Raw genomic sequence first — 20,879 nt, forward strand, 5'->3', positions numbered from 1 at the left:
ACTCAGGGCTTGTCCTTGCGGCGGTCGATGGCGCGCTGAATACGCTGCTGCGGCTGCCCCGTCAGCTTCGCCAGCAGCGGGACGCGGTACTTGTACGCCGCGATCGCACCCACCACGAGCACGAGGATGATGAACCAACCCATCGGTCTTCCCTTCGTCGGGACCTGCCTCCATCATGCCCGGTCCCCGGTAACTACCCCTCAGTCAAACCCCTGACGCGCCCCTGGTTTCATGGCCCACCCACCCAGACCAGATACGATCTGCCGGACATGGGGCGGTAGCTCAGCTGGTTAGAGCAGGGGACTCATAATCCCTGGGCCGCGGGTTCGAGTCCCGCCCGCCCTACCACGCATAACTGCAGGTCACGGCCACATTCGGCCGTGACCTGCGACCGATCCAAACCCGCCCGTGACATGAATCGTATTAACGTCAGAGTATGGCTGCTTCGGGAGCCGCGGGAGCGGCAGCGTGGCAACATCACCGTGCTCCCCTCGGGGGGCGATGCGAGTGCGCGCATACGCCGGCCAGAACCCGTTACGAAGAAGTCCGTGACGACGCCGTTGCGCACGTTGGTCGATTGCGCGCGGACCCTGTCGCTCGGGCCCGCGCCCGCCATCGCCGACTCGCCCGCCCGGGCACGATCGGTCAGTCGCGCCGAACTGCTGGCCCCGCTGGTCGGCAGCTGGGCCGTGCGGGTCGCGGCGCCGTACTCCGGGTCGCCGAGCATCTGGACGGACGCAGCGAGTCGGTTCTTGAATCGATACTGCGAGCGGTGTTGATCGAAGCCGAGCTCGACGGATTCGTTCCGCAGGTGCGGATCGGCGACGATCGTTTCCACGCCCGGGTCGACCTGGCGGACACCGGCCGGCGGCTCGTCATCGAGGCGGACAGCATGGCCGCCGCTTCGCCGTCCGCCGGCGGACCCGCGGCGCACGAAGGATTCGTCCCGGCTCGCTCATCGCTGGCTTTCCTCACACGGGCGGTCGGGCGTGGAGCCCGGACCGTGCGCTTCGTCGATGGAACGAACCGAGACGGATCCCTGGTCGTGCGTCAGTTGGGCTGGGTGCCCGTCACCGTGACCTCGGCCAGGCTGATCACACCGGCGCTGGTGGCCGGCGACTGCACCTTGACGTAGCGGGCCACGGTGTTGGTCGGCAGACTGGTGACCGCCCCCGGCGTCGCCCCGAGGTTCAGCTTGGTCACCGTGGAGTCGGCCATCAGCTGGGCGTAGGTCCGGCCCGACATGCTGGCGGTGGAGAGGAACACCACCGCGTTGTTCAGCTTGTCGGCCGAGGCGTCGGTCCGGTTGTGCACCGTGACGTTGCCGACCCGGGAATTGGTCAGCAGGTCGACCTGCCACCACGGCAGCGAGCTGGACGCCGTCCGGCTCACCGACCCGGCGGCGAAGACGCCGTTGGTGTTCCCGTCCACGGCCCGGGCGGCGGTGCCGACGTCGGTCGACGACTGCGTGGCCGGCCGGTTGGTGGACAGGTTCACGGCGCCGGTGGTGCCGCCGACCTGCACCTCGGCCAGGTTCAGGGTGGTGAAGATGCTCGACAGCTGCACACGCACGTACCGGCCAGTGGCGTTGCCCGCGTTCAGGGTCAGGCTGTTGGTGGTGGACGAGAACGCCGAGAACGACATCTCCTTCACCGAGTCGTCGGCCTTTAGCGAGGACATCGACCGGCCGTTCATGTCGGTCGAGGAGATGAACACCGAGCCGCTGCCCATCCGGTTCGAGTCGGTCCGGCTCCACACCGTGACCGTGGAGACGGCCGCCGCGGAACCGAGGTCGACCTGCCACCACGGCTGGGTGGAGGTGTTGGTCTGGGTCACCGAGCCGCTCGCGAACACGCCGTTGGTGTTACCGTCCACCGCCCGGGCCGCCACCGCGGTACCGCTGGTGCTCGACTGGGTGGCGGTCTTGCCCCGGGCCAGGTTCGGACCGGTGACGGTCACCGTGGTGGTCGACACCGCGCTGTCCACCTTGCCGTCCCGCACGACCAGGCTGAAGGTCAGCGTGGCCGGTGTGGCCGGGGCGGTGAAGGTCGGCTTCTGCACCGTCCGGCTGGACAGCGTCACCGCCGGCCCACCGGTCTGGGTCCAGGTGTAGGTCAGCGGGTCGTTGTCGGCGTCGCGGCTGCCGGAGCCGTCCAGCGTCACCGTGGTACCCGTGTTGACCGTCTGCGCCGTACCGGCGTTCGCCACCGGCACCTGGTTGACCGGGGTGGTGGTCACCGTGGTGGTCGCCGCCACGCTGTTGGCCCGGCCGTCCCGCACCACCAGGCTGAAGGTCAGCGTGGACGCCGAGGACGGGGCGGTGAAGGTCGGCTTCGCCGCCGTCGTACTGGACAGCGTCACCGCCGGTCCACCGGTCTGGGTCCACGCGTAGGTGAGGTCGTCGCCGTCGGCGTCGGTGCCGGACCCGTTCAGGGTCACGGTCGTACCAGCCACGACCGACTGCGGCGCACCGGCGTTCGCCACCGGGAGGCGGTTGTTCGACTCCGAGAGCGGCCGCGGGGTGCAGTTGCTCACCGAGAGCGTGAAGGGCTCGACGTCGTTGTCCGTCTCGATCATGGCGCCGTCCTCGGAGCCGCTGAGCGAGATGGTGTACGCCTGGCCGGCGTTCACGCGGGTCTCCCGCCACTCGTCCGTACCGCGCTCCCACTCGACGATCAGGACCCGGCCGGTGACCACGCGGACGGTGCACCCGTCGGCCCAGGCACCCATGTACGGGTAAAGCGGAACGCCCGACTCCGAGTAGACGGTGCGCGCGTTGTCGCCGGAGCGGCCGTTGCCCTGGTAGGCCGTGCCGACCGGCCAGGTGATCACGCCGCCGTACCAGTCACCGGGGTTCTCGCCGGTGCCGGCGTAGCGCCAGCGGGCGTTGACCCAGGAGACCGGGTCGCAGGTGGTGGGGTCGGTACAGGCGGGCGACGGCGGCGGGACCGGCGGGCCGGGCACGAAGGCGTACTCGAACGGCGAACCGCTCTGCACGCTGACGATGCTGCTGCCGCTCAGAGTGGTCGGCACGGTGTAGCTGTGGCCGGCCGACAGGTTGGCCAGCGACGCGTGCGAGTCCCCGACCGGGCCGGAGAACACGGTGGCGCTGCCCGAGGTGACGGTGATCTTCCAGTTCGCCACCTGCGGGGCCGGCGCGTAGACGTCGTGCGAGGCGGTGTAGCCGTAGCGGGCCCGGCTGGGGTCGGTCTCGGCCGGCCAGACGGCGGCGTACCCGCTGTCCGACGGACCCCACGGGCACGGGCTGCTGGTGCAGGTCCAGGTCACCGGGGCCGACTCGCCGTCGCCGGCCGGCGGGGGCGTGACCGGCCCACCCGGGGTGAACGTGTACTCGAACGCGGAGCCGCCCTGCACGCTGACGATGCTGCTGCTGCTCAGGGTGCTCGACACGGTGTAGCTCTCGCCGGCCGACAGCGCGGCCAGCGACGAGTGCGAGTCCCCGACCGGGCCCGCGTACACGGCGGCGCTGCCGGAGGTGACGGTGATCTTCCAGCCGGCCACCTTCGCCGCCGGGGCGTACACGTCGTGGGAGACGGTGTAGCCATAGCGGGCCCGGCTGGGCTCGGCCGTCGCGGGCCAGACCGCCGCGTTGCTGGTGTAGCTCGCGCCCGACGGGCAGGGCGTGCCGGTGCAGTTCCAGGTGGCCAGCACCGAACCGTCGCCGGACGCCGGCGGCGGCGTGCTCGGCTCGCCCGGAGTGAAGGTGACCCGGAACGCGCCATCGTCCTGCACGCTCACGATGCTGCTGTTGCTGAGCGTGCTGGACACGGTGTAGCTCTCGCCGGCCGACAGCGTGGTCAGCGACGAGTGCGAGTCGTCGGCCGGGCCCGCGTAAACCGTGGCGCTGCCGGACGTGACGGTGATCTTCCAGCCGGCCACCTTGGACACCGGAGCGTAGACATCGGCGGAGACGGTATAGCCGTAGCGGGCCCGGACCGGCTGGGCCGCGGCCGGCCAGACGCCCGCGTTGCTGGTGTAGCTCTGGCCCGACGGGCAGGGGCTGCTGGTGCAGTTCCAGGTGGCCAGCACCGAACCGTCACCGGAGGCCGGCGGCGGCGTGTCGATCGGGGTGCCGGGGGTGATCGTGTACTCGAACGACCCACCGTCCTGCACGCTGACGAGGCTGCTGTTACTCAGCGTGCTGGACACGGTGTAGCTGTCGCCGGCCGACAGCGCAGCCAGCGACGAGTGCGAGTCGTCGGCCGGGCCCGCGTAAACCGTGGCGCTGCCGGACGTGACGGTGATCTTCCAGCCCGCCACCTTGGACACCGGAGCGTACACGTCGTGGGAGACGGTATAGCCGTAGCGGGCCCGGACCGGCTCGGCCGCGGCCGGCCAGACCGCCGTGTTGCTGGTGTCCGACGGGCCCCACGGGCACGGGCTGCTGGTGCAGGACCACGTCGCCACCACGGAGGACGCAGGATCACCCTCGGCTGCCCGCGCGGGCGAGGCGGTGAGGCCTAGCACCATCACGACCGCAGTAGTGAGAACGAGAAAAGCGGTCGCTAAACGTTTCGGCATGCCGGCCCCCCGGATTGTGACTCTCCCCTTGACGGCACACCGTAGCCCAAGTCGCTCTCTGTCAACCGAAAAAGAAGCGAAAAAATGCAACCACGAACTATTTGTTATGGACTTCATCACGCTACGGAAAAACCCCATTACTCATTGATGAGAAATGGGAAGATCGCGGGACTGAAGGGCTCGCGGCGGGTGCAGAGCGTAGTGGTCATCAGAGGGGGCGGCCGGCTCGCCAGGTTTGGGTGATGAGGGGTACGCCGGGGCGGTAGGCCAGGTGGAGATAGGAGGGGGCGTCGAGGACGGCCAGGTCGGCGCGAGCGCCTACGGTCACGCGGTCGATGTCGTCGCGGCGGAGCGGGGCGGCGCCGCCTGCGGTGGCTGACCAGAGGCTTCGGCCGGGCACATGTGCATTTCGCGGACGGCCAGGGCGATGCAGAGCGGCATCGACGAGGAGTAGCAGGAGCCCGGGTTGCAGTCGCTGGCCAGCGAGACGGTGGCGCCGGCGCCGAGCAGGCCGCGGGCGTCCGGGTAGGGCGCGCGGGTGGAGAACTCGACCGCGGGCAGCAGACCGGCCACGACCCCGGATGAGGCGAGGGCGTCGATGTCGGCGTCGGTGAGGTGGGTGCAGTGGTCGGCGGCCGCGGCACCGAGCTCGCAGGCCAACTGGACACCCGGGCCAGGGCCGAGCTGGTTGGCGTGGACGCGGAGGCCGAGGCCCTTGGCGGCGCGGGCGGTGAGGATCGCCCGGGCCTGGTCCGTGTCGAAGGCGCCGGTCTCGACGAAGACGAGACTCCCGAAGGGGCAGAGGAGCGCCCTAGTTGAACGACCTGGGCCCCTCTGGTTGCGCGTGAAAGGTCCTGTGACTGGGCTGAGCGACCGACACGAAGGCGATCCCCCGATCCGACTCCGACCAAGGCGCGCCCTTGGTATACACGGAGCAGGCACGGCCGTCATGCGATGCAAACTCGCTCGAGCGACACCGCTCGACGTTCGCGAGTTACTGCCACACATCCCGCGCGTGACATGACTCGTGACACGAAATCGTGTCAAACAGAGTGGAATCAGTCAGCTAGAGATGCCGGACTCCGAACGCTGGGAGCCTGAAGTTGGCGCGTGTGGCAGGTGGCGTGGCTCTCATAATCCCTGGGTCGCGGGTTCGAGTCCCGCCCGCCCTACAAGAGAACATACAGGTCAGAGCCTTGGTGGAGGCTATGGGTCGAAGGACGGGCGTGGAGCCACTCGTGGCGCCACGCCCGAAATCGCTACCGTGGGCCATGGGCAACAAGCAGCGCGGCGAGCTGGAGACGCTTCCATCCGGCTCGATCAGGTCGCCGTGACTATCTGCCCGTTGGGGACGCTCTGATTGCGTCACGACAGGGGCAAGTACGTCCGGCACGCCTCGATGTTGTGGAGATGGATGTCGTCTCTGCGTCGCTGTTCCCAGTTGTCTCTGGTCAGTCGCCACCGGTTCAGCAGGGCGGGTTCGCCTTGCCGTGTGGCCCAGTCTGAACCATTGGGCTCATAGCCGAGACGTCGCGAGATCGCGTTGGAGCCATGGTTGTCCACGAAGGCGTCGCTGCCTGCTTCCTTCGCCCCGAGCCCGTCGAACGCGAGGTGCAGGATCGCTGCTCGCATCTCGTGTCCGAGCCCGTGGCCGCGCTGATCGTTGGCGAGCCACGAGAAGCTCGTGACTGTGCCGAGGGTGGAGAAGTTGACCCCGATGAGGTCCTGCATCCCGACCGGGTGCCCATCGACGACGACCACGAAGTAGAGACGCCAGGCGTCGGGCTCGACCTTCCCTCTGCCGCGCCAGATCGCCCGTAGCCACTTGGCCACGCGCACGTCAGGATCTGGCTCGTAGAACGAGATCGGGTCGTCGTACGGCGCCGGGTCGGCGTGCGTCTTACCATTGCGCACCGCATCCGCGAGCTCGTCCAACAGGTTGTCGGTCGCGCCGCGCAACTCCAGAGTCGGCGTAGTGACGCGCACATCAAGAAGGGGATAGCTCGTCATGGTGCAGTGCTCCTACCTTGCGGGCTTGGTGGTGGCCGACGAGGTCAGCTCGTCCGGCGGAAGTCAGTGACATCCGGAAGCTTTCGGCACCCGGCCGAGGCATAGGCCGCTACGGCGCCGACGTTGCTGCTCGGTGTGCACACGGTCGCGCTGGACGCCCCCATCTCTCGCAGGGCGGCGACCGCCGCCAGCGCCGATCTAACTCCACACGCCCGCGACGGCGCACCTGGTTTTCACCGCCATGTTGCCCGACCCAGACGCGCACCCAACATCCGTCGGACACTCTCTCCAGATGCCGCGCGTCGTACCTATCACGGCGATGCCCGTATGCCGGGCTTCGCGTCGTTCGTCTTGTCAGCGCCGTAGGCAGGGAAGTCGGGCAAGGTGCGAATCGACGTGGCCAGTGGGAGCGTCCGGGTAAAGGCGAACAGGACAGCCAGCGCCCACATGGCGGTTCGGATTCCGAAGGCGGTCGCCAACGCTCCGCCGGTCACCGCGCCGAGCGCTCCTGTGCCGAAGACGAGGAACCGGGAGGACGCTGTGACCCGGCCGAGCAGATGAACGGGCACGTAGTTGCCCCGAAAGGTGGCGGTGATGATGTTCGAGACTGTGGATGCGGTCAGCACCACGAAGGATCCGGCCGCGAACAGAGACAGTCGCCAACCGGGACCGGCTGCCGGAAGTAGCAGGATGAACGGCGCGATCGCGATATTCGATACCAGGTAGGCGCGCGCGTTGCCGAAGCGCCGCACGATCCGGGAGGCGAGCACGGCGCCCAGGATGCCGCCGAGGCTGCTCGCACCGATCACCAGTCCCACGGTGCCCGGACTCGCGCCTTCTGTACGCACCAGGTAGACGATCCGCAGTGCGGTCAGGCCCAGCATCGCGAAGTTGCCTATCGCCGCCATCGCGGTCATGGCCACCAGGAAGCTCTCGCGCCGGATGAACCCGAAACCCTCTGCGATCTGACGGAACACGCCCAGATCACCGGCCCGGCTTCGCCGCGGCTCGGGTCCGGCCCGCAGTCCCGCCAAACAGGCCGCCGAGACCAGGAAGGTCAAGGCGTCGATGAGGATCCCGCAGACCGCGCCGACAGCCTGGGCCAACAGGCCCCCGAGGCCCGGACCGGCAAGCTCGGCCGCCGCCGCGCTGGTCTGCAGTTTGGAGTTGCCCTCGAGCAGGTCCTCTGGGGCCAGCAGATGGGGCAGAAAAGCGTTGTACGCCAGGTCGAAGATCACCCTGGCGATACCGGCGAGGAGGGCTGCCGCCAGCAGCATGCCCATGGTGAGGATCCAGCATGACCCGTCGACGCGGCCAACGGTCGACCCACGCCCCGGCCGGAAGCCCGATCACCAGAAAAGGCACCCAGTTCACCGCTGTCAGTAGCGCGACCATGCTGGCGCTGGCGTGAAGGGTGGACACTGCCACGAGGGGCAGGGCCACGGTCGTGACCGCCGAGCCGAATCCGCTGATCAGTCCGGTTCAGGCGGTGGGGCGGAACTTCGGCCAGTTCAGCCTGCCCGTCGCGCGGGTCACGGTACAAACCAGCGACAGTGCCGAGATCGACGCGGCGATGCGCAACGGGTTCTGGTTCGCGCCGATCAAAGGCGGTCCGAGGCCGTTCTTCGGCCCGCTCGACGCCGAGGACATCGCGCCCGCACACCGGATGGCTGTCTATCCCGGAGTCAGGCTCCGCGGCTACTCCGCGAACGGTCAACTGCTGTACGACTCGGACCGCGATGCCCACACGTACGCTGAGTGCTTCCCGACCGGAGGTGGGGAGTCGATCTGCGCAAGCACTCCCTGGCAGCGCCCCGACCCCAGCCGCTGAGGCCAGAGCGGAGACGGATCCGTCCCGCCCGTGGGAGAATTCGCCATGGTGGCCGACGGGTGGGTTACGGAGTACGTGCGCGTCGAGGGGAAGTCTGTCCACCTGAAGCGCAGTTTGGGTGGCAGCGGGGTGCCTCTCGTCCACATTCATGGCTTCGGCATCTCTGGCGCGTACCTGATGCCCACGGCACGAGTCCTTGCCGGCCGATGGCTCAACGTCGTCCCGGACCTGCCGGGCTACGGCCGCAGCGAGCGGCGCGACCACGTCCTGGACATTCGCGCTCTGGCCGGCGCCTTGCTGGCGATCCTGGACGCTCTGAACATCGACCAGGCCGTGTTGATCGGGAACTCGATGGGTTGTCCGATCGGGCTCGAGGTGGCGCACGAGGCACCCGAGCGGGTCCGCCGCCTTGTCCTGGTGTCTCCCGCCGGGGGCATCCAGAACCAGCCGCTGCCCCGCGGGCTCGGCCAGTTGGCGCTGGACGTGATGCGAGAAAGCCCGAGGATGGTCCCGGTCGCGCTGCCGGACTACCTGAGGTTCGGGCCGATCAACGGCCTGCGCCTGTTCCACCAGCTGACCCTGTTCCCGTCCCTGGAGCGATTGCTTCACAGCCCCGTCCCGACGTTGGCCGTCCTGGGCGGCCGTGACCCGCTGATGCCGTCTCCGTCCCGTGTCGACGAGGTGGTTCGGCTGGCTTCCGAGCATCTGGCGGTCGCGCTCGTAGAACGGGCGGCCCACGCCGTGAACTTCAGTCACCCGGAGGAGCTGGCGAAGGTGGTCGAGGCCTGGCTGGACGGCGCGCTGCTCGCTGGTGGCGCTCAACTCCCTGCCGGGGTTCGCGTGATCTACTCCTGAGACTGTTCCTGGCACGGGCCGGCGCGACGGCGTACTCCGGGGTTCAGCCCGACGTGGATGGCTGGCTTGTTCGAGGGGCTGCCTCGACTCGGCGCGTCGGTGACGTCGTCCATGCGCCGATGAGTCGTACGATCGATCGGTGGTGCGACCGGCCTATCCCCTGGTGACTGCGCGGCTGAAACTGCGGCCCTTTGCGGCCACCGACTTCGAGGACCTGTACGCGATCAACTCGCGACCGGACGTGAACCGCTATCTCTACTCGGAGCCGGGTGACGCTGCGCAGGTACGAGAAGTTCTCGATCAGAAGCTCGGCGAGTCGATGCTCGACGAGGTCGGGCAGCGCCTCTCGCTCGCCGTGGTCCGGCCGGAGCTCAACCGGGTGATCGGCGAGGTTCACCTGCAGTGGTTGAGCCGGGAGCATCGACAAGGCGAGATCGGGTTCGTGTTCCACCCCGACCATCACGGTCAGGGGTTCGCCACCGAAGCAGCTGCGGTGGTGCTCCGGCTCGGCTTCGCCGATCTCGGCCTGCACCGGATCATCGCCCGACTCGATGCCCGGAACCTCGGTTCGGCCCGCGTGCTGGAGAAGCTCGGAATGCGACGCGAGGCGCACTTCGTGCACGACGAGTTCTTCAAGGGCGAATGGGCGGATCAGCTCATCTACGCGATCCTCGACGAGGAGTGGACGGCGCGCCGCTGAAATCTTGCCGCCAGCGCGATAGGTGCTCTCGGGCACCTGGGCGACACGAATGCCGCCGCTACAGGCTGAAGGCGATCGAGCGCAGGATCAGTGCAGCGATGAACACCGCTGTGAACGCCAGGTCAATCGACAGCCCGCCGGCACGCACCGGCCGCAACACCCGCCGCACCGGCGTGATCACCGGCTCCGTCCAGGTATGAGTCAACTCGCGGGCCCGGCTCGCCCGCTGCGGTCCGTTTGCCATAACACCCGACCAGTCCAGCACCATCCGTACGATCAACAGCAAGATGAAGGCCGTCAGGGCATACCCGACCAGGGCTCCGATGAGGTTCATGATCGACTCCTCCGTCACGGCCACACTGGCCGTCTTACAAGTATCAACGTTGCCCGCCACCCAGGAATGTCCCCATCGCAGTCTTCTTAGCGGACTGTCAGGTCAGTCCAGCCCAAAGCCGGCACTCGAGCCATACGGCACCTGGACCCGCGAGCGCCACATGATCCAGGTGTACGCCGACGAGACGAGCGCCCGGCGTCGCTACCGCCGCAACGTCCGGACAGACACCTGCGGCGATGTTCGCCCGAACGGCGTACCGGCAAACCTGGAGGCGCGAACACCGCTTCTGTCGTGGTGATATTCGTGGCCTGACTTGGCTCCGGCTGGGAGCGGCCGTTACCCGACGAAGGCGGTCATCCGGATCGAGACGAGCAGTCCAGGCAGGTCGACACCGAGCTTGGCGACGTAGCGAGTCGGCGGCTCGGATCCGAACCACCGCGCGTATTCCTCGTTCAGGCCGGCGAAGTCGGCAGGGTCTGTGAGCAGTACGCCCACCTCGATGACGTCGTCCAGGCTGGCGCCGCCGGCCTGGAGGATCGCCTCGCAATTCGTCAGCGCCTGACGTGTCTGAGCTTGGATGGTGTTGTCGACGAGGCTGCCGGTGCTCGGGTCGATGCCGACGATGCCCGAGACGAGCACGTGAGGTCCGGCCTTGACTCCCTGGCTGTAGAGCGGCGAACTCGGCGCGTTCGCGGTCGTGATGATCTGCCGTGCCATGACGGTCCTCCCGGTTTCTCCCGCATTCCATCCGCCAGAGCAGCATCGCAGGTTCCGCGTCCCAGCACCCTCAGATGCCCGTGCGCGGTTAGTTGTGGTCAGGTTGCCGCGGGCTACGACCTGTCACAGTGCAACTACGACCGATCAGTAGGTGACGACCGAACGACGCCGTGGAGGGGCTTCGGCTCGGGGGCAGTGGCGATGCGGTACGAGCCCAGAAGGTAGCCATCGGCCTTGCCGCTTCGCGGTGTTATCGTTACTCAATTCGCCTATATATAATTGCGTCATCGCCACCGTCGTCCGGATAGTGCCAGGTGCCGACGTACTCAGAGTTGTCATCATTGAATCTAGCCTCAAAGTAAGTATCTGACTCTTTGTCGGCCAGGCCGACGCGCATCTTTTGGCCATCCAGCACCCACGTGTAGGTGGATTCATCGCCCATGGTGTCCATGTAGCGAGCCCGCAGTGTGTCGGTGTCTTGATCGTAGGCAACGTGCTGAATGACCTTCATCTTGGTGCCACTCACGACAAAATCTACATCCATGACCAGAAGAAGACCTCCCCGCATGGACTTATATTCAGCCTCGCCGTCGATTTCCGGTCCTTTGACTCGCCATTTCCCGCTCAAGCGCTCAGTTAGCTCGGCAAGCTTGGGGTTCGGCCCCATTGGCGTCTGTATGCGCGCATTGTCCTTGGCTGTCAAAGTGTGAATCCTTTCTTGTTGGCCTCAACACCGCAGCAACCCCTGGCGGTGCGGCACGCATGCGGATGGTGACCGATCAGAGCCTGCATCTGCGCGGCCAGCGCGAGCGTGCCGAGGCTAATATCTACAGCTCCAAGGGTCGCGCCACTCGAGACCACTCAGTCTGGCCATTCCGACTTTCAAGACACTTTCAAACGTCCTCAAGGACGGTCGGTACGGCCTGGCAGCTATGTGTGGTCGATCTGCCTCGGTTGTGACGACTACGGGGTGACGATGGCGAAGTCCTGGTCGCCAGGATCCAGTACTGCCGTGAGCCGGCCGAGGGTGGAGGCGTCACCTGTCAGCTTGATGCCTGCGGCCGCGAGGCTGTCTGCCGATAGGCCACCCTGGGCGAGCGTAGGCAGGGCGCGGCGGGTGGTGGTCAGAGCGGCGTCCGCGTCACCGGGCTGCGGCCGCGCGCTGTAGGTGAGCACACCGTTTGCGAGCCGGAGCCGGTAGCGCTCGTCGGTGTCGGTGAGGATGACGTCGATGCTGAGCTGTTCGTCCCAGGCGGCGGGACCGTTGACCTGGATTGCGATGGCGTCGAACAGCATGGCCGGGGTGAGTTGTCCGATGACGTCGGGGGCGGTGGTCTCGGTCGGGGTGCCGAACTGTCCGTCGCGCAGCTCGGTGGCACCGGAGAGATAGAAGTCGCGCCAGGTGCCGTTCTCGGAGCCATACCCGAGCTGCTCGTAGGTATCTGCCAGGACCTCCCGTGCGGGGGCGTGGTCGGGCTGGGCGAACACGGCGTGGTTGGCCAGCTCCGCGGCCCAGCGGTAGTCGCCGGCGTCGAACGCGTTGCGAGCTCCCTGAACGACGGCATCGATGCCGCCGGCGAGGTCGACGTACCGCCTGGCTCGCTCGACCGGGGTGTGCTCCCACAGGTGCGCCGGGTTGCCGTCGAACCAGCCGAGATAACGCTGATAGATCGCCTTCACGTTGTGGCTGATCGAACCGTAGTAGCCGCGCGTGTTCCAGGCATTCTCCAGCGCCGGCGGCAGAACCATCTCCTCGGCGATCTCTGGTCCGACCAGACCCTTGTTCAGCAGCCGCAGGGTCTGGTCGTGGAGGTAGGCGTACAGGTCGCGCTGAGTAGCGAGGAACTCGACGACGCGGTCGTTGCCCCAGGTCGGCCAGTGGTGAGAGGCGAAGACGACCTCGACCTCAGCGCCGAACAGGTCGATGGTCTCGGTGAGATACTTCGACCATCCGTTTGGGTCGCGGACGAGAGCGCCGCGCAGGGTGAGCAGGTTGTGCAGCGTGTGCGTGGCGTCCTCCGCAGCACACAGCGCCCTGAAGGCGGGCAGGTAGACCAGGAACTCCGACGGCGCCTCGGTGTCGGGCGCCATCTGGAACACCATGCGGACGCCGTCGACGGTCTCTTCGTGGCCGGTCGTGGTGACAATGTCGGTCGGTTCCATGAGGGAGATGGTGCCGATCGAGACAGTCTGGCCGAGCCCGGCACCCACTCCGCCCCGCGGGCCGCGGGCCAGTGCCGCGCCGTACATGTAACCGGCACGCCGGTTCATCGCCGTGCCCGCGTAGACATTCTCGGCGACGGCGTGCTCCAGGAACCCCTCCGGCGCGAAGATCCGCACCTGCCCGGACTCGACCTCCTCCTGGGAGACGAAGCCCCGGATACCGCCGAAGTGGTCGGCGTGGGAGTGCGTGATCACGACAGCCTTGATCGGCCGGTCGCCCCGGTGCTTGCGGTAGAGAGCGAGCGCAGCCGCGCCAGTCTCTACCGACAGCAGCGTGTCGATGACGATGATGCCCTCGTCGCCCTCAACGATCGAGGTGTTCGACAGGTCCATGCCGCGCACCTGGTAGATGCCCGGGACGACCTCGAACAGGCCGTCGACCGCGGCCAGCTGGGACTGCCGCCACAGGCTCGCGTGAACCGTGTCCGGGCAGTCGCCCGCCAAGAAGTCATAGGTGGAGTTGTCCCACAGCACCGTGCCGTCCCCGGCGACGACAGGCTCCTCGATCGGTGAGATCAGACCGCGATTCGCGTCCTCGAAGTCCCGAGTATCGGAGAACGGCAAGGACCCGACGGCATCCTTGTGCTGGGAACGGATGGCTGCACTGGCATCACGGGGAGTCGACGTCATGTCCTGAGCCTGAACGGAAAACCGAGCGCGTCGAATCATCCGAGGAGGATGATCCCCGGATCTCGTTGTCTGCCGGCCCGCCCGGGACGGATATCCACGTCTGAAGCCGATCCCCACAACACCCTGTGAGTGACGGCCAACGACCACCGCTTAGGGCACGTAAAGGGCACGCGGCTGGAGGCTCGAGAGAAGATGGTGCGATGCCGGAACGACACTCACGCAGCGTGCCAGGCGGCCGAGCTTTCTACCTGACCGAGCGCCTCTGGAAGTTGGCCGAAGATCTTCCGGTCGAAGCTGTACCGATCGACACCATCCAGGAGTTCGACGAGGATTGCTGGTTCGGAGGTACGCCGGTCACGTGCCGAATGGTCGCCCGCCATGCCGACCGCATCCAAAAGGCTGATCTCAGCTATCCAGTGATCTTGTCAGCGGACGGGCGCTTGATGGACGGTGGGCACAGGATCGCAAAGGCCTGGCTCAACGGGACGACGACTATCGATGCGGTTCGGTTCAACATCGACCCTGAGCCTGACTACATCGAATGGGACCCCACCACCTGAACCCGCGTCTCCAGCCGATACATGACTGGTGACATGAGCTGTGTGGCGGTCAGCGCTTCGCGGGTTGGTTCAGGGGGCGTCGGCTCTGAGGCAGGTGATGTTGCCTTTGAAGGGGCCTTGCTGGGAGACGACTTGGAAGCCGGCGTGGACGAGTTCGTCTCGTAGTGCCGTGGGTGGCAGGTGGCGTCGGTGAGGTCGGTACCACGTGCCGTCGATCTCGACCGCGTCTTGTCTCGATCCGGCGGGCGGTACCTCCTCGTAGCAGATCCCGGTGGTGGTGTCGTGTCGGAAGCCGGGTTCGTAGATGCGGTCAGGCTCATACGTGGCTGTGGAGATGAGGTAGTAGCCGTCGCGCTTGAGACGTGCGCGGACGGCGGCGAAGAGGGCAGCTCTGTCGGCGTCGGTAACGATCGATTGAAGGCAATAGCTGTCGACGATGAGGTCATATTGTTTGCGGACCGGCTCGTCTGCCAGCGCGCAGACGTCTTGTACGCCGAACGTGACTTCTATGCCACGTTGCTGCGCGAACCGTCGAGCGAGTGTGATCGCCTCGGGAATGAGGTCGAATGCGTCCACCTGGAACCCTTGCGCCGCTAGGAAGCACGCGGTTAGTCCAGTGCCGCAACCATATTCCAGTACGTCGACCTCAGACGGCGAGGGCAGGTTGAGGCGCGGAAGGATGTGTTCGAGGAAAGCCCGGTTCGAGAAGGCTTCGAAATCATCCGGCCGGCTCTCCTCGAAGAGGTCGTTCCACTGGGTCATCCCCTCCTGCTGGAGCCGCCGATATGCAGCTTCGTGCTCGGCGTAGTAGTACCTCACGAAGACCTCCATGGTCGCCTTGCTGGACACTACGTCGACCTGTCGTCCGCGCGCAGCCGGATTACGGGCCGGAGCGGATCGGGTCAAGGGTCGAAGGTCGCGGCGCTGTCCGGCTCGCGCCGTGCGAGCATTCGAGGGGACCGGCGGCGGCTGACCGGAGGCCGGGGGAAGTGACAGCAGATCAGGAGACAGCATGCCCGAGCCCATCACCCAGCACGGCATCAAGATCGCCGGCGAGAATCCGATGATCATTCTCTATCGGCCCGGCAGCGACGACATCGTCGTCCTGGTGAGCATGTGGACAGCGCGCTACTCGCCCGTCGGCTCGGGTCGGGCGCTGCTGATCTGGGCCGATCCTGACGAGTCAGGACTCGGCTCCGACGCGCCGATCGGGATGTACGCCGACAACCCGGAGCTGGCCGAGTACGTCTGGGAGCACTTCTATCGCGACTACGACAGGATCCGTGGACGCGGCATCGAGACCGGCCCGCCGGTTCCGGCCCGGTTCGTCGAGGTCTCCGGCGGCGACCGGTTTCACCGGATCTCGTGCGTCGCCGCCACCACCACGATCGAGCTCGAGTGGCGCGACGTACTCGACTACTTCCAGGTGACGACGCGCCTCACCGGGTTCGAGACCTCGGCCGTCGCCGGCCCGTGCGCCGCGGCCGAGGTGCGCGTGAACGGTGTTGCGGCGCGCGGCGAGATCCACCAGCCGGAGGGATGGTTCGGCAGCTCCGCGGCCCTGGCGTTCGCCGAGATCTGGCGCGAGATCTGACCCCGCGCCAGCCGACCGCACAACCCAGATCTGCACGACCTTCGAGACGCGCTGTTGCGTCAGCTGACCCATCGGTCGACCCGCCGTCCATCGACTCGTTGCCGCAAGCAACCTCGCGAGCATCAGACTCGCCGGCCGCCGGACGAGCCCCGGTCCTGAGCACGGGAGTTACTCAGGACCGAGAGTGACGGCTGTTCCCAACCGTGCGGAGTCTCTGCTCCCCCGCGCCGTTCGAGGGCCGGCGAGCAGCAGACGGTGAGCGGTCATCGGCAGGTGGCTCGGGGACTAGCTTTCCGAGCGGCAGACCTCGCCCTGGATCGTGGTGACGAACTGGTCGACCTCGAAGTGCTGATTGAGGTACGTAAAACCGGTCGCGCCCTCGTAACGGCCGGTGCCGCCGGTGAACTCCTGGGTACCGCCGGCGTGGCCGAGGCCGGTGGCGGTGTCGACGTTGCCGATGCTCGTCTCGAGCGCCGTGAGCGTCGATCCGTCCTTGAAAGTGACGGTGAACGTCCCGCTGACTGCGCGATAGCCGGGTGATGTCGCCGGCGCATCGGCACGAGAGCCGAGCACGAACACGGTAGTCCCGTTGAAGCCGTGCTTGCCGCGGACAGTGCCGACCACGCAGGCCTGGCTCGGGGGCGGGCAGCCCTCCGTGACGACCTTGTCGTAGATCGTCGCGTCGATCTGGTCGCAGCGGGGGGACGCGTTGGCCAGGGACGTGCCGGCGACGGCGCCGGCGGTGGCGATGGCGAACGCGGCGATGCGCAGGGATCTCATCGGGCCTCCAGTCGTGGGTGTCCGCAGCAGCGTAGGAACGGTGCCGACCCGGTGGAGGCGCCGATTCGCGGCGTACTGCGCCAGTCCAATCTCGATCAGATAACGCGACGCAGCGTGGCGAGTCCGTCCGGGATCTGGTCGGTCGAGATGGCGCCGTACCCGAAAACGAAACCGCTCGGACCGGGACCCTCGATCCCCCAGCGCGAGATCGTCCCGAGGTTCACCCCCTCCGCAAGAGCGCGCGCTGCGAGGATCGTGTCAGGCGGTTGTCCGGGCGTGAGCAACGCGGCCATGTGCGTCCCGCCGCTGGACTCGATCGGCTCGAGGACACCGGCGAAGTGCTCACGCAGAGTGCCGATCAGCAGGTGGTGCCGACGCTCGTACGAACGCCGCATCCGCCGGATGTGGCGAGCCAGGTCGCCGTCCTCGATGAAGGCTGCGAGCGCGGCCTGCAAGTGACCGCCTGTGCCGTAGTCGGCGACGAACTTCGCGCGGCGCGCGGCTTCACCCAGCGTCGCCGGTACGCCGAGGAACCCGACCCGCAGCGCCGGCAGCAGCGTCTTGGAGAAGGACCCGACGTACAGGACGCGCCCCTCCGTGTCGGTCGCCTGCAGCGGCGTGAGCGGACGTCCGGTGAAGCGGAACTCCGAGTCGTAGTCGTCCTCGACGATCGCCGCGTCGTTCCGGGCAGCCCACGCGAGCAGCGCGGTACGACGTGACTCGGACATCGGCATGCCGAGCGGGAACTGGTGCGACGGCGTGACGTACACCATCCGCGTCCCGGCCGGAATCCGGTCGGCAACCAGCCCTTCGCTGTCGACGGGCACCCCGACGACGCGGGCTCCGTGCGCGAGGAATCCACGGTAGGCCGGCAGGTAACCAGGGTCCTCGACTGCCACCGTGTCGCCCGGTTCGAGCAGAACGCGCGCGGCGATGTCGAACGCCTGCTGCGCACCCGTCGTGATCACCAGTTGCTCCGACGCGATTCGGACACCGCGACTCACCACTAGATGCCGCGCGAGCGCATCACGCAGCCGGGCCGAGCCCGCCGGGTCGGCGTAGTTGACGTCGGTGCGGGTGCGCAACTGATCGTTGAGCAGCGCTCGCCAGCGCGCGAACGGGAACCGGGTGCGCGCGGGGACCCCGACCGTGAAGTCGAACTCGGTCGCCGGCGCGGTGAGATCTGGAACGGCGAGATGCTCGGCGCTCCAGATCGCCCGCGGCCGCAGCGGGGATGCGGCTGGCGCGGCCGGAGCGGGAATTCGTTGCCCGGTGACGACCGTTCCGATCCCGGCGCGCGAGCGGATCAGCCCGTGCGCGGCGAGCCGCTCGTACGCCGCGACCACCGTCGCCCGCGACACCGACAGCCGCGCAGCGAGCTCACGGGAGGACGGCAGCACCGTTCCCGCGGGCAAGGCGTCGGTGCTGATGCGCTCATGCAATTGTGCATAGATCTGCTCCGCCAGCCCGCCCTCCTCACCCAGATGCAAATGCAGATCCATCCCGGCATTCTCGCCAACAGCCCAGCTCACGCTGAACCCGCCCTCCGGCGGGCAGGCGGGGGTCAGCTTGGGTTAGTTGTGGCGGTAGGTGGTGAGGGTGATGTTCAGGGCGTCGTCGATTGGGGTGGGGTGGACGCCGAGTTTGGTGGTGATTTTGCTGCTGTCGACGATGAATGGTTCCTCGAACTGGTACTGCATCTCGGCGAGTTCTCGCACGGTGGGGTTGAACAGGCCGAGTGCGCGGAGCATCAGCGGCGACACGGCGCGGAGCTTCGTCCTGGGTTGACCGGCGTGCCGATAGACGATGTCGACCAACTGTCGCGTCGTACGGGTATCCGGATCGTTCGGCACATGCCATACCTGCCCGGGAGCGTCCGGGTGTTCGCCTAGCACTGCGAGCGCTTCGCCGATGTCGGGGATGTAGGTGTAGGTGTGTGGCTGGTCCGGATCGCCGAGAACCGTGGCCGTTTTGCCGGCCAGGGCGGCAGCGAAGACGCGGTCACCGAGGTTCGACTGCGCGCCGCCGCGTGGTCCGAAGTAGTCGGACGCACGGCCGATCGCGACCTCGACCCGGCCGGCGATGTGGGATGCGAGGAGTTCGCGAGCCATCCGTCCCCGGAGTTGGCCCTTCTTGGTGTGGGCGTTGTAGGAGCGGTCCTCGGTGAGCGGGCGGCCGGCGGGACGCCCGTACATGTAGACGTTCTCCATGCTGACCAACCGCGCACCGTTGGCTTGAGCGGCGGCGAGCACTCCGGCCTGGAGGCCGGGGAACTGTGCTGTCCATTCGGGGTACGACGGATTGAGCGTCTGATAGACCACGCGGGCGCCCTTGGCCACGGCGGTGGTGAATTCGGGATCGCTGGCATCACCACCGACGACTTCGACCTCGGCGGGCACGCGGGCCTGACCGGACCGGTTGACGAGCCGGACGGTCTCGCCGCGGCTGCTGAGCGCTTCGAATGTCGCGAGACCGATCGCGCCGGTGCCGAAGATGACGTGCTGCGGAGCCGTCATGTCGCGGACCCGACCGGTTTCTGCATCGGTGCCGGACGTGAGGGGGCTTTGTAGGGCAGCAGGTAATGGAGCAGCAGGCCGGACAGCGCGGAGAAGGTCACCGCTCCGTAGGCGCCGTAGATCGTGAACTGGTTGTCGACGCTGATCCCCCCGAGAGTGGTGACGGTCCAGCCCAGCGCCCAGAGGACTGGCAGCGCGGCGGCCCAGACCCAGCGCAGCCGCGTCTCACGCGGCAAGGCGAGTGCCTGTGCCAGGCCGAGGACGATGCCGGTGAGGAAGCCCATCAGAGCGAGGTCGCCCAACGAGGTGCCGTAGTCGACGGCGACCGCGCCGACGAGAAGTCCGACACCCATGCCGACGCCGGTGGCCGGTATCCATCTGCGCGGGTCGAGCCGTTTGCGGCTCACCAGCGTCTGGCCGGCGCCGAGGACGATCCCGCAGACAAGGCCGCCGAGCAACGCGGCAAGCGGATCATTGACGCGGCCTGCCACCGCGGTACCAGCAATGCCGGCGATGGGAAAAGCGAGGAACCCGGCGGTCCAGATCAACCAGGTACGGAGGAAGGTCGATTGCGGTGTTGCGGTCATGGTGCTCAACTCCTGAGGTCGGCACAGGCCGACCGACTGGTACTGCAGGTACTCAGGACCAGTACGGCGAGCATCTGCCCGGTGTTCCTGGCTGAGTGGACCTCGGTGATTACGAGGTGGTCGCTGGTGCGGTGAGGCCGACCAGGTCGGTGCTCACCTGCCAGAGTCGTGCGGCGACGGACTCGTCGTAGCTGTGCTTGGAGGATCTCTTGGCTTCGCACTTGGCGAAGTAGCGACCCGTCACGCGTTGCAGATCGGGGTCGGACGCCAGATGGATCGAGGTGGCGGCGCCCTGCCGCGGGGACTTCATGAAAGGTCGTAGCAACGGAACCAGCACCCGCTGTGCGCGTCCGGGATCCTCACCACCGAAGGCGGTACTCACCAGGCCGGGGTGCAGGACATTTGCGGTGACCGTCGTGGCCCGCAGCCGCCTGGCCAACTCGTAGCTGAACAGGACGTTGGCGAACTTGGACTGGTCGTACGCCGCAGAGCCGGAATAGGGCCGCTCTTTCTGCAGATCGTCGAAGTCGATCCGGCCCCTGGCATGCGCGTTGGAAGACACCGTGACGACACGGCCCGTGGCACTCTGCTTCAACCGGTCGAGGAGCAGCGCGGTGAGCAGGAACGGCGCGAGGTGGTTCACGGCGAAGGTGCGCTCGAGCCCGTCGGCAGTCACGTGCCGGGTGCTCCAGTACCCCCCGACGTTGTTCACCAGCACGTCAAGCCGCGAAAGGGTCTGCAGTACCTCGTCGGCGACCCGCCGTACCTCGGTCTGTGCGGACAGATCCGCGACGAACGCATCTGCCTGCCCGCCGCCAGTTGCGCGGATTTCGCGTACGGCGTCCGCGGTCCGACCGGGATCCCGGCCGATGATCGCGACGCGTGCACCCATCGTTGCCAGGCCGAGCGCTGTGGCCTTGCCGATCCCTCCGGTACCACCGGTGATCAGCACGGTCCGCCCGGCCATCGACCCGCCCTGGCTCCGTTCCACGATGCTCCT

General features: G+C 67.3%; 19 protein-coding genes, 1 tRNA gene and 2 pseudogenes. 7 read left to right on the forward strand and 15 right to left on the reverse strand.

What is annotated here, in order from left to right:
• Window positions 1-2 precede the first annotated feature (2 nt).
• Complete coding sequence (locus EV652_RS44455) at window positions 3-143, reverse strand: hypothetical protein (RefSeq protein WP_199237959.1); 141 nt, start codon at window positions 141-143, stop codon at window positions 3-5.
• Between the two features lie 128 nt (window positions 144-271).
• Between EV652_RS44455 and EV652_RS02320 the strand changes: the two genes are divergently transcribed.
• Both EV652_RS02320 and EV652_RS02325 read left to right on the forward strand, forming a co-directional pair.
• A tRNA-Ile gene (locus EV652_RS02320) sits at window positions 272-348 on the forward strand.
• Between the two features lie 424 nt (window positions 349-772).
• Window positions 773-1,135, forward strand: coding sequence for a hypothetical protein (locus tag EV652_RS02325; protein ID WP_132207254.1), 363 nt, complete (start codon window positions 773-775; stop codon window positions 1,133-1,135).
• Here the strand turns inward: EV652_RS02325 and EV652_RS02330 are convergent.
• The 4 genes and pseudogenes from EV652_RS02330 to EV652_RS02350 all read right to left on the reverse strand — a co-directional run.
• The gene (locus EV652_RS02330) at window positions 1,051-4,542 is read right to left on the reverse strand and encodes a PKD domain-containing protein (protein WP_132207255.1); all 3,492 of its coding nucleotides are present in this window, start codon (window positions 4,540-4,542) and stop codon (window positions 1,051-1,053) included. The genes EV652_RS02325 and EV652_RS02330 overlap by 85 nt on opposite strands.
• A gap of 208 nt (window positions 4,543-4,750) precedes the next feature.
• Window positions 4,751-5,325: pseudogene (locus tag EV652_RS02335) on the reverse strand (amidohydrolase family protein); the annotation flags it as partial.
• A 582-nt stretch (window positions 5,326-5,907) separates the two neighbouring features.
• On the reverse strand, window positions 5,908-6,552 hold the full coding sequence (locus EV652_RS02340) for a GNAT family N-acetyltransferase (protein ID WP_132207256.1): 645 nt from the start codon (window positions 6,550-6,552) through the stop codon (window positions 5,908-5,910).
• A gap of 311 nt (window positions 6,553-6,863) precedes the next feature.
• Window positions 6,864-7,971: pseudogene (locus EV652_RS02350) on the reverse strand (MFS transporter); the annotation flags it as partial.
• A 28-nt stretch (window positions 7,972-7,999) separates the two neighbouring features.
• Between EV652_RS02350 and EV652_RS02360 the strand changes: the two are divergent.
• The 3 genes from EV652_RS02360 (at window position 8,000) to EV652_RS02370 (ending at window position 9,938) form a co-directional block, all read left to right on the forward strand.
• Window positions 8,000-8,383: a hypothetical protein gene (locus EV652_RS02360; RefSeq protein ID WP_132207258.1), complete on the forward strand. Its 384-nt coding sequence runs from the start codon at window positions 8,000-8,002 to the stop codon at window positions 8,381-8,383.
• Between the two features lie 45 nt (window positions 8,384-8,428).
• The gene (locus EV652_RS02365) at window positions 8,429-9,238 is read left to right on the forward strand and encodes an alpha/beta fold hydrolase (RefSeq protein WP_132207259.1); all 810 of its coding nucleotides are present in this window, start codon (window positions 8,429-8,431) and stop codon (window positions 9,236-9,238) included.
• Between the two features lie 139 nt (window positions 9,239-9,377).
• Window positions 9,378-9,938, forward strand: a complete 561-nt coding sequence (locus EV652_RS02370) for a GNAT family N-acetyltransferase (protein ID WP_132207260.1) — start codon at window positions 9,378-9,380, stop codon at window positions 9,936-9,938.
• A 58-nt stretch (window positions 9,939-9,996) separates the two neighbouring features.
• Here EV652_RS02370 and EV652_RS02375 read toward each other — a convergent pair whose 3' ends face one another.
• The 4 genes from EV652_RS02375 to EV652_RS02390 all read right to left on the reverse strand — a co-directional run bounded on the left by EV652_RS02375 (window position 9,997) and on the right by EV652_RS02390 (window position 13,842).
• A complete protein-coding gene (locus EV652_RS02375) occupies window positions 9,997-10,296 on the reverse strand; it encodes a YggT family protein (protein WP_242001505.1) in 300 nt (99 codons plus the stop codon).
• Window positions 10,297-10,608: 312 nt separating this feature from the next.
• The gene (locus EV652_RS02380; RefSeq protein WP_132207261.1) at window positions 10,609-10,989 is read right to left on the reverse strand and encodes a RidA family protein; all 381 of its coding nucleotides are present in this window, start codon (window positions 10,987-10,989) and stop codon (window positions 10,609-10,611) included.
• A gap of 256 nt (window positions 10,990-11,245) precedes the next feature.
• Window positions 11,246-11,692 carry a hypothetical protein gene (locus EV652_RS02385; RefSeq protein ID WP_132207262.1) on the reverse strand — a complete coding sequence of 149 codons (447 nt, stop codon included), beginning with the start codon at window positions 11,690-11,692 and terminating at the stop codon, window positions 11,246-11,248.
• A gap of 260 nt (window positions 11,693-11,952) precedes the next feature.
• Window positions 11,953-13,842, reverse strand: a complete 1,890-nt coding sequence (locus EV652_RS02390) for an alkyl/aryl-sulfatase (protein WP_132207263.1) — start codon at window positions 13,840-13,842, stop codon at window positions 11,953-11,955.
• 200 nt (window positions 13,843-14,042) lie between these two features.
• Between EV652_RS02390 and EV652_RS02395 the strand changes: the two genes are divergently transcribed.
• Window positions 14,043-14,402, forward strand: coding sequence for a hypothetical protein (locus EV652_RS02395; protein WP_132207264.1), 360 nt, complete (start codon window positions 14,043-14,045; stop codon window positions 14,400-14,402).
• 69 nt (window positions 14,403-14,471) lie between these two features.
• On the opposite strand, the gene EV652_RS02400 is transcribed toward EV652_RS02395, so the two are convergent.
• Complete coding sequence (locus tag EV652_RS02400; RefSeq protein WP_158441072.1) at window positions 14,472-15,233, reverse strand: class I SAM-dependent methyltransferase; 762 nt, start codon at window positions 15,231-15,233, stop codon at window positions 14,472-14,474.
• A 181-nt stretch (window positions 15,234-15,414) separates the two neighbouring features.
• Between EV652_RS02400 and EV652_RS02405 the strand changes: the two genes are divergently transcribed.
• Window positions 15,415-15,996, forward strand: coding sequence for a hypothetical protein (locus EV652_RS02405; RefSeq protein ID WP_132207266.1), 582 nt, complete (start codon window positions 15,415-15,417; stop codon window positions 15,994-15,996).
• 285 nt (window positions 15,997-16,281) lie between these two features.
• On the opposite strand, the gene EV652_RS02410 is transcribed toward EV652_RS02405, so the two are convergent.
• From EV652_RS02410 to EV652_RS02430, 5 genes are all read right to left on the reverse strand, one after another.
• The gene (locus EV652_RS02410; RefSeq protein WP_132207267.1) at window positions 16,282-16,776 is read right to left on the reverse strand and encodes a hypothetical protein; all 495 of its coding nucleotides are present in this window, start codon (window positions 16,774-16,776) and stop codon (window positions 16,282-16,284) included.
• Window positions 16,777-16,871: 95 nt separating this feature from the next.
• Window positions 16,872-18,278 carry a MocR-like pyridoxine biosynthesis transcription factor PdxR gene (gene pdxR / locus EV652_RS02415; protein WP_132207268.1) on the reverse strand — a complete coding sequence of 469 codons (1,407 nt, stop codon included), beginning with the start codon at window positions 18,276-18,278 and terminating at the stop codon, window positions 16,872-16,874.
• Window positions 18,279-18,350: 72 nt separating this feature from the next.
• Window positions 18,351-19,292, reverse strand: a complete 942-nt coding sequence (locus EV652_RS02420; RefSeq protein ID WP_132207269.1) for an NAD-dependent epimerase/dehydratase family protein — start codon at window positions 19,290-19,292, stop codon at window positions 18,351-18,353.
• Window positions 19,289-19,879: a hypothetical protein gene (locus EV652_RS02425; RefSeq protein WP_132207270.1), complete on the reverse strand. Its 591-nt coding sequence runs from the start codon at window positions 19,877-19,879 to the stop codon at window positions 19,289-19,291. The genes EV652_RS02420 and EV652_RS02425 overlap by 4 nt, the downstream gene beginning before the upstream one ends.
• Window positions 19,880-19,988: 109 nt before the next feature.
• Complete coding sequence (locus EV652_RS02430) at window positions 19,989-20,870, reverse strand: SDR family NAD(P)-dependent oxidoreductase (protein WP_199237961.1); 882 nt, start codon at window positions 20,868-20,870, stop codon at window positions 19,989-19,991.
• Window positions 20,871-20,879 lie beyond the last annotated feature (9 nt).

This window comes from Kribbella steppae (assembly GCF_004342025.1).
GTDB classification, from domain to species: domain Bacteria; phylum Actinomycetota; class Actinomycetes; order Propionibacteriales; family Kribbellaceae; genus Kribbella; species Kribbella steppae.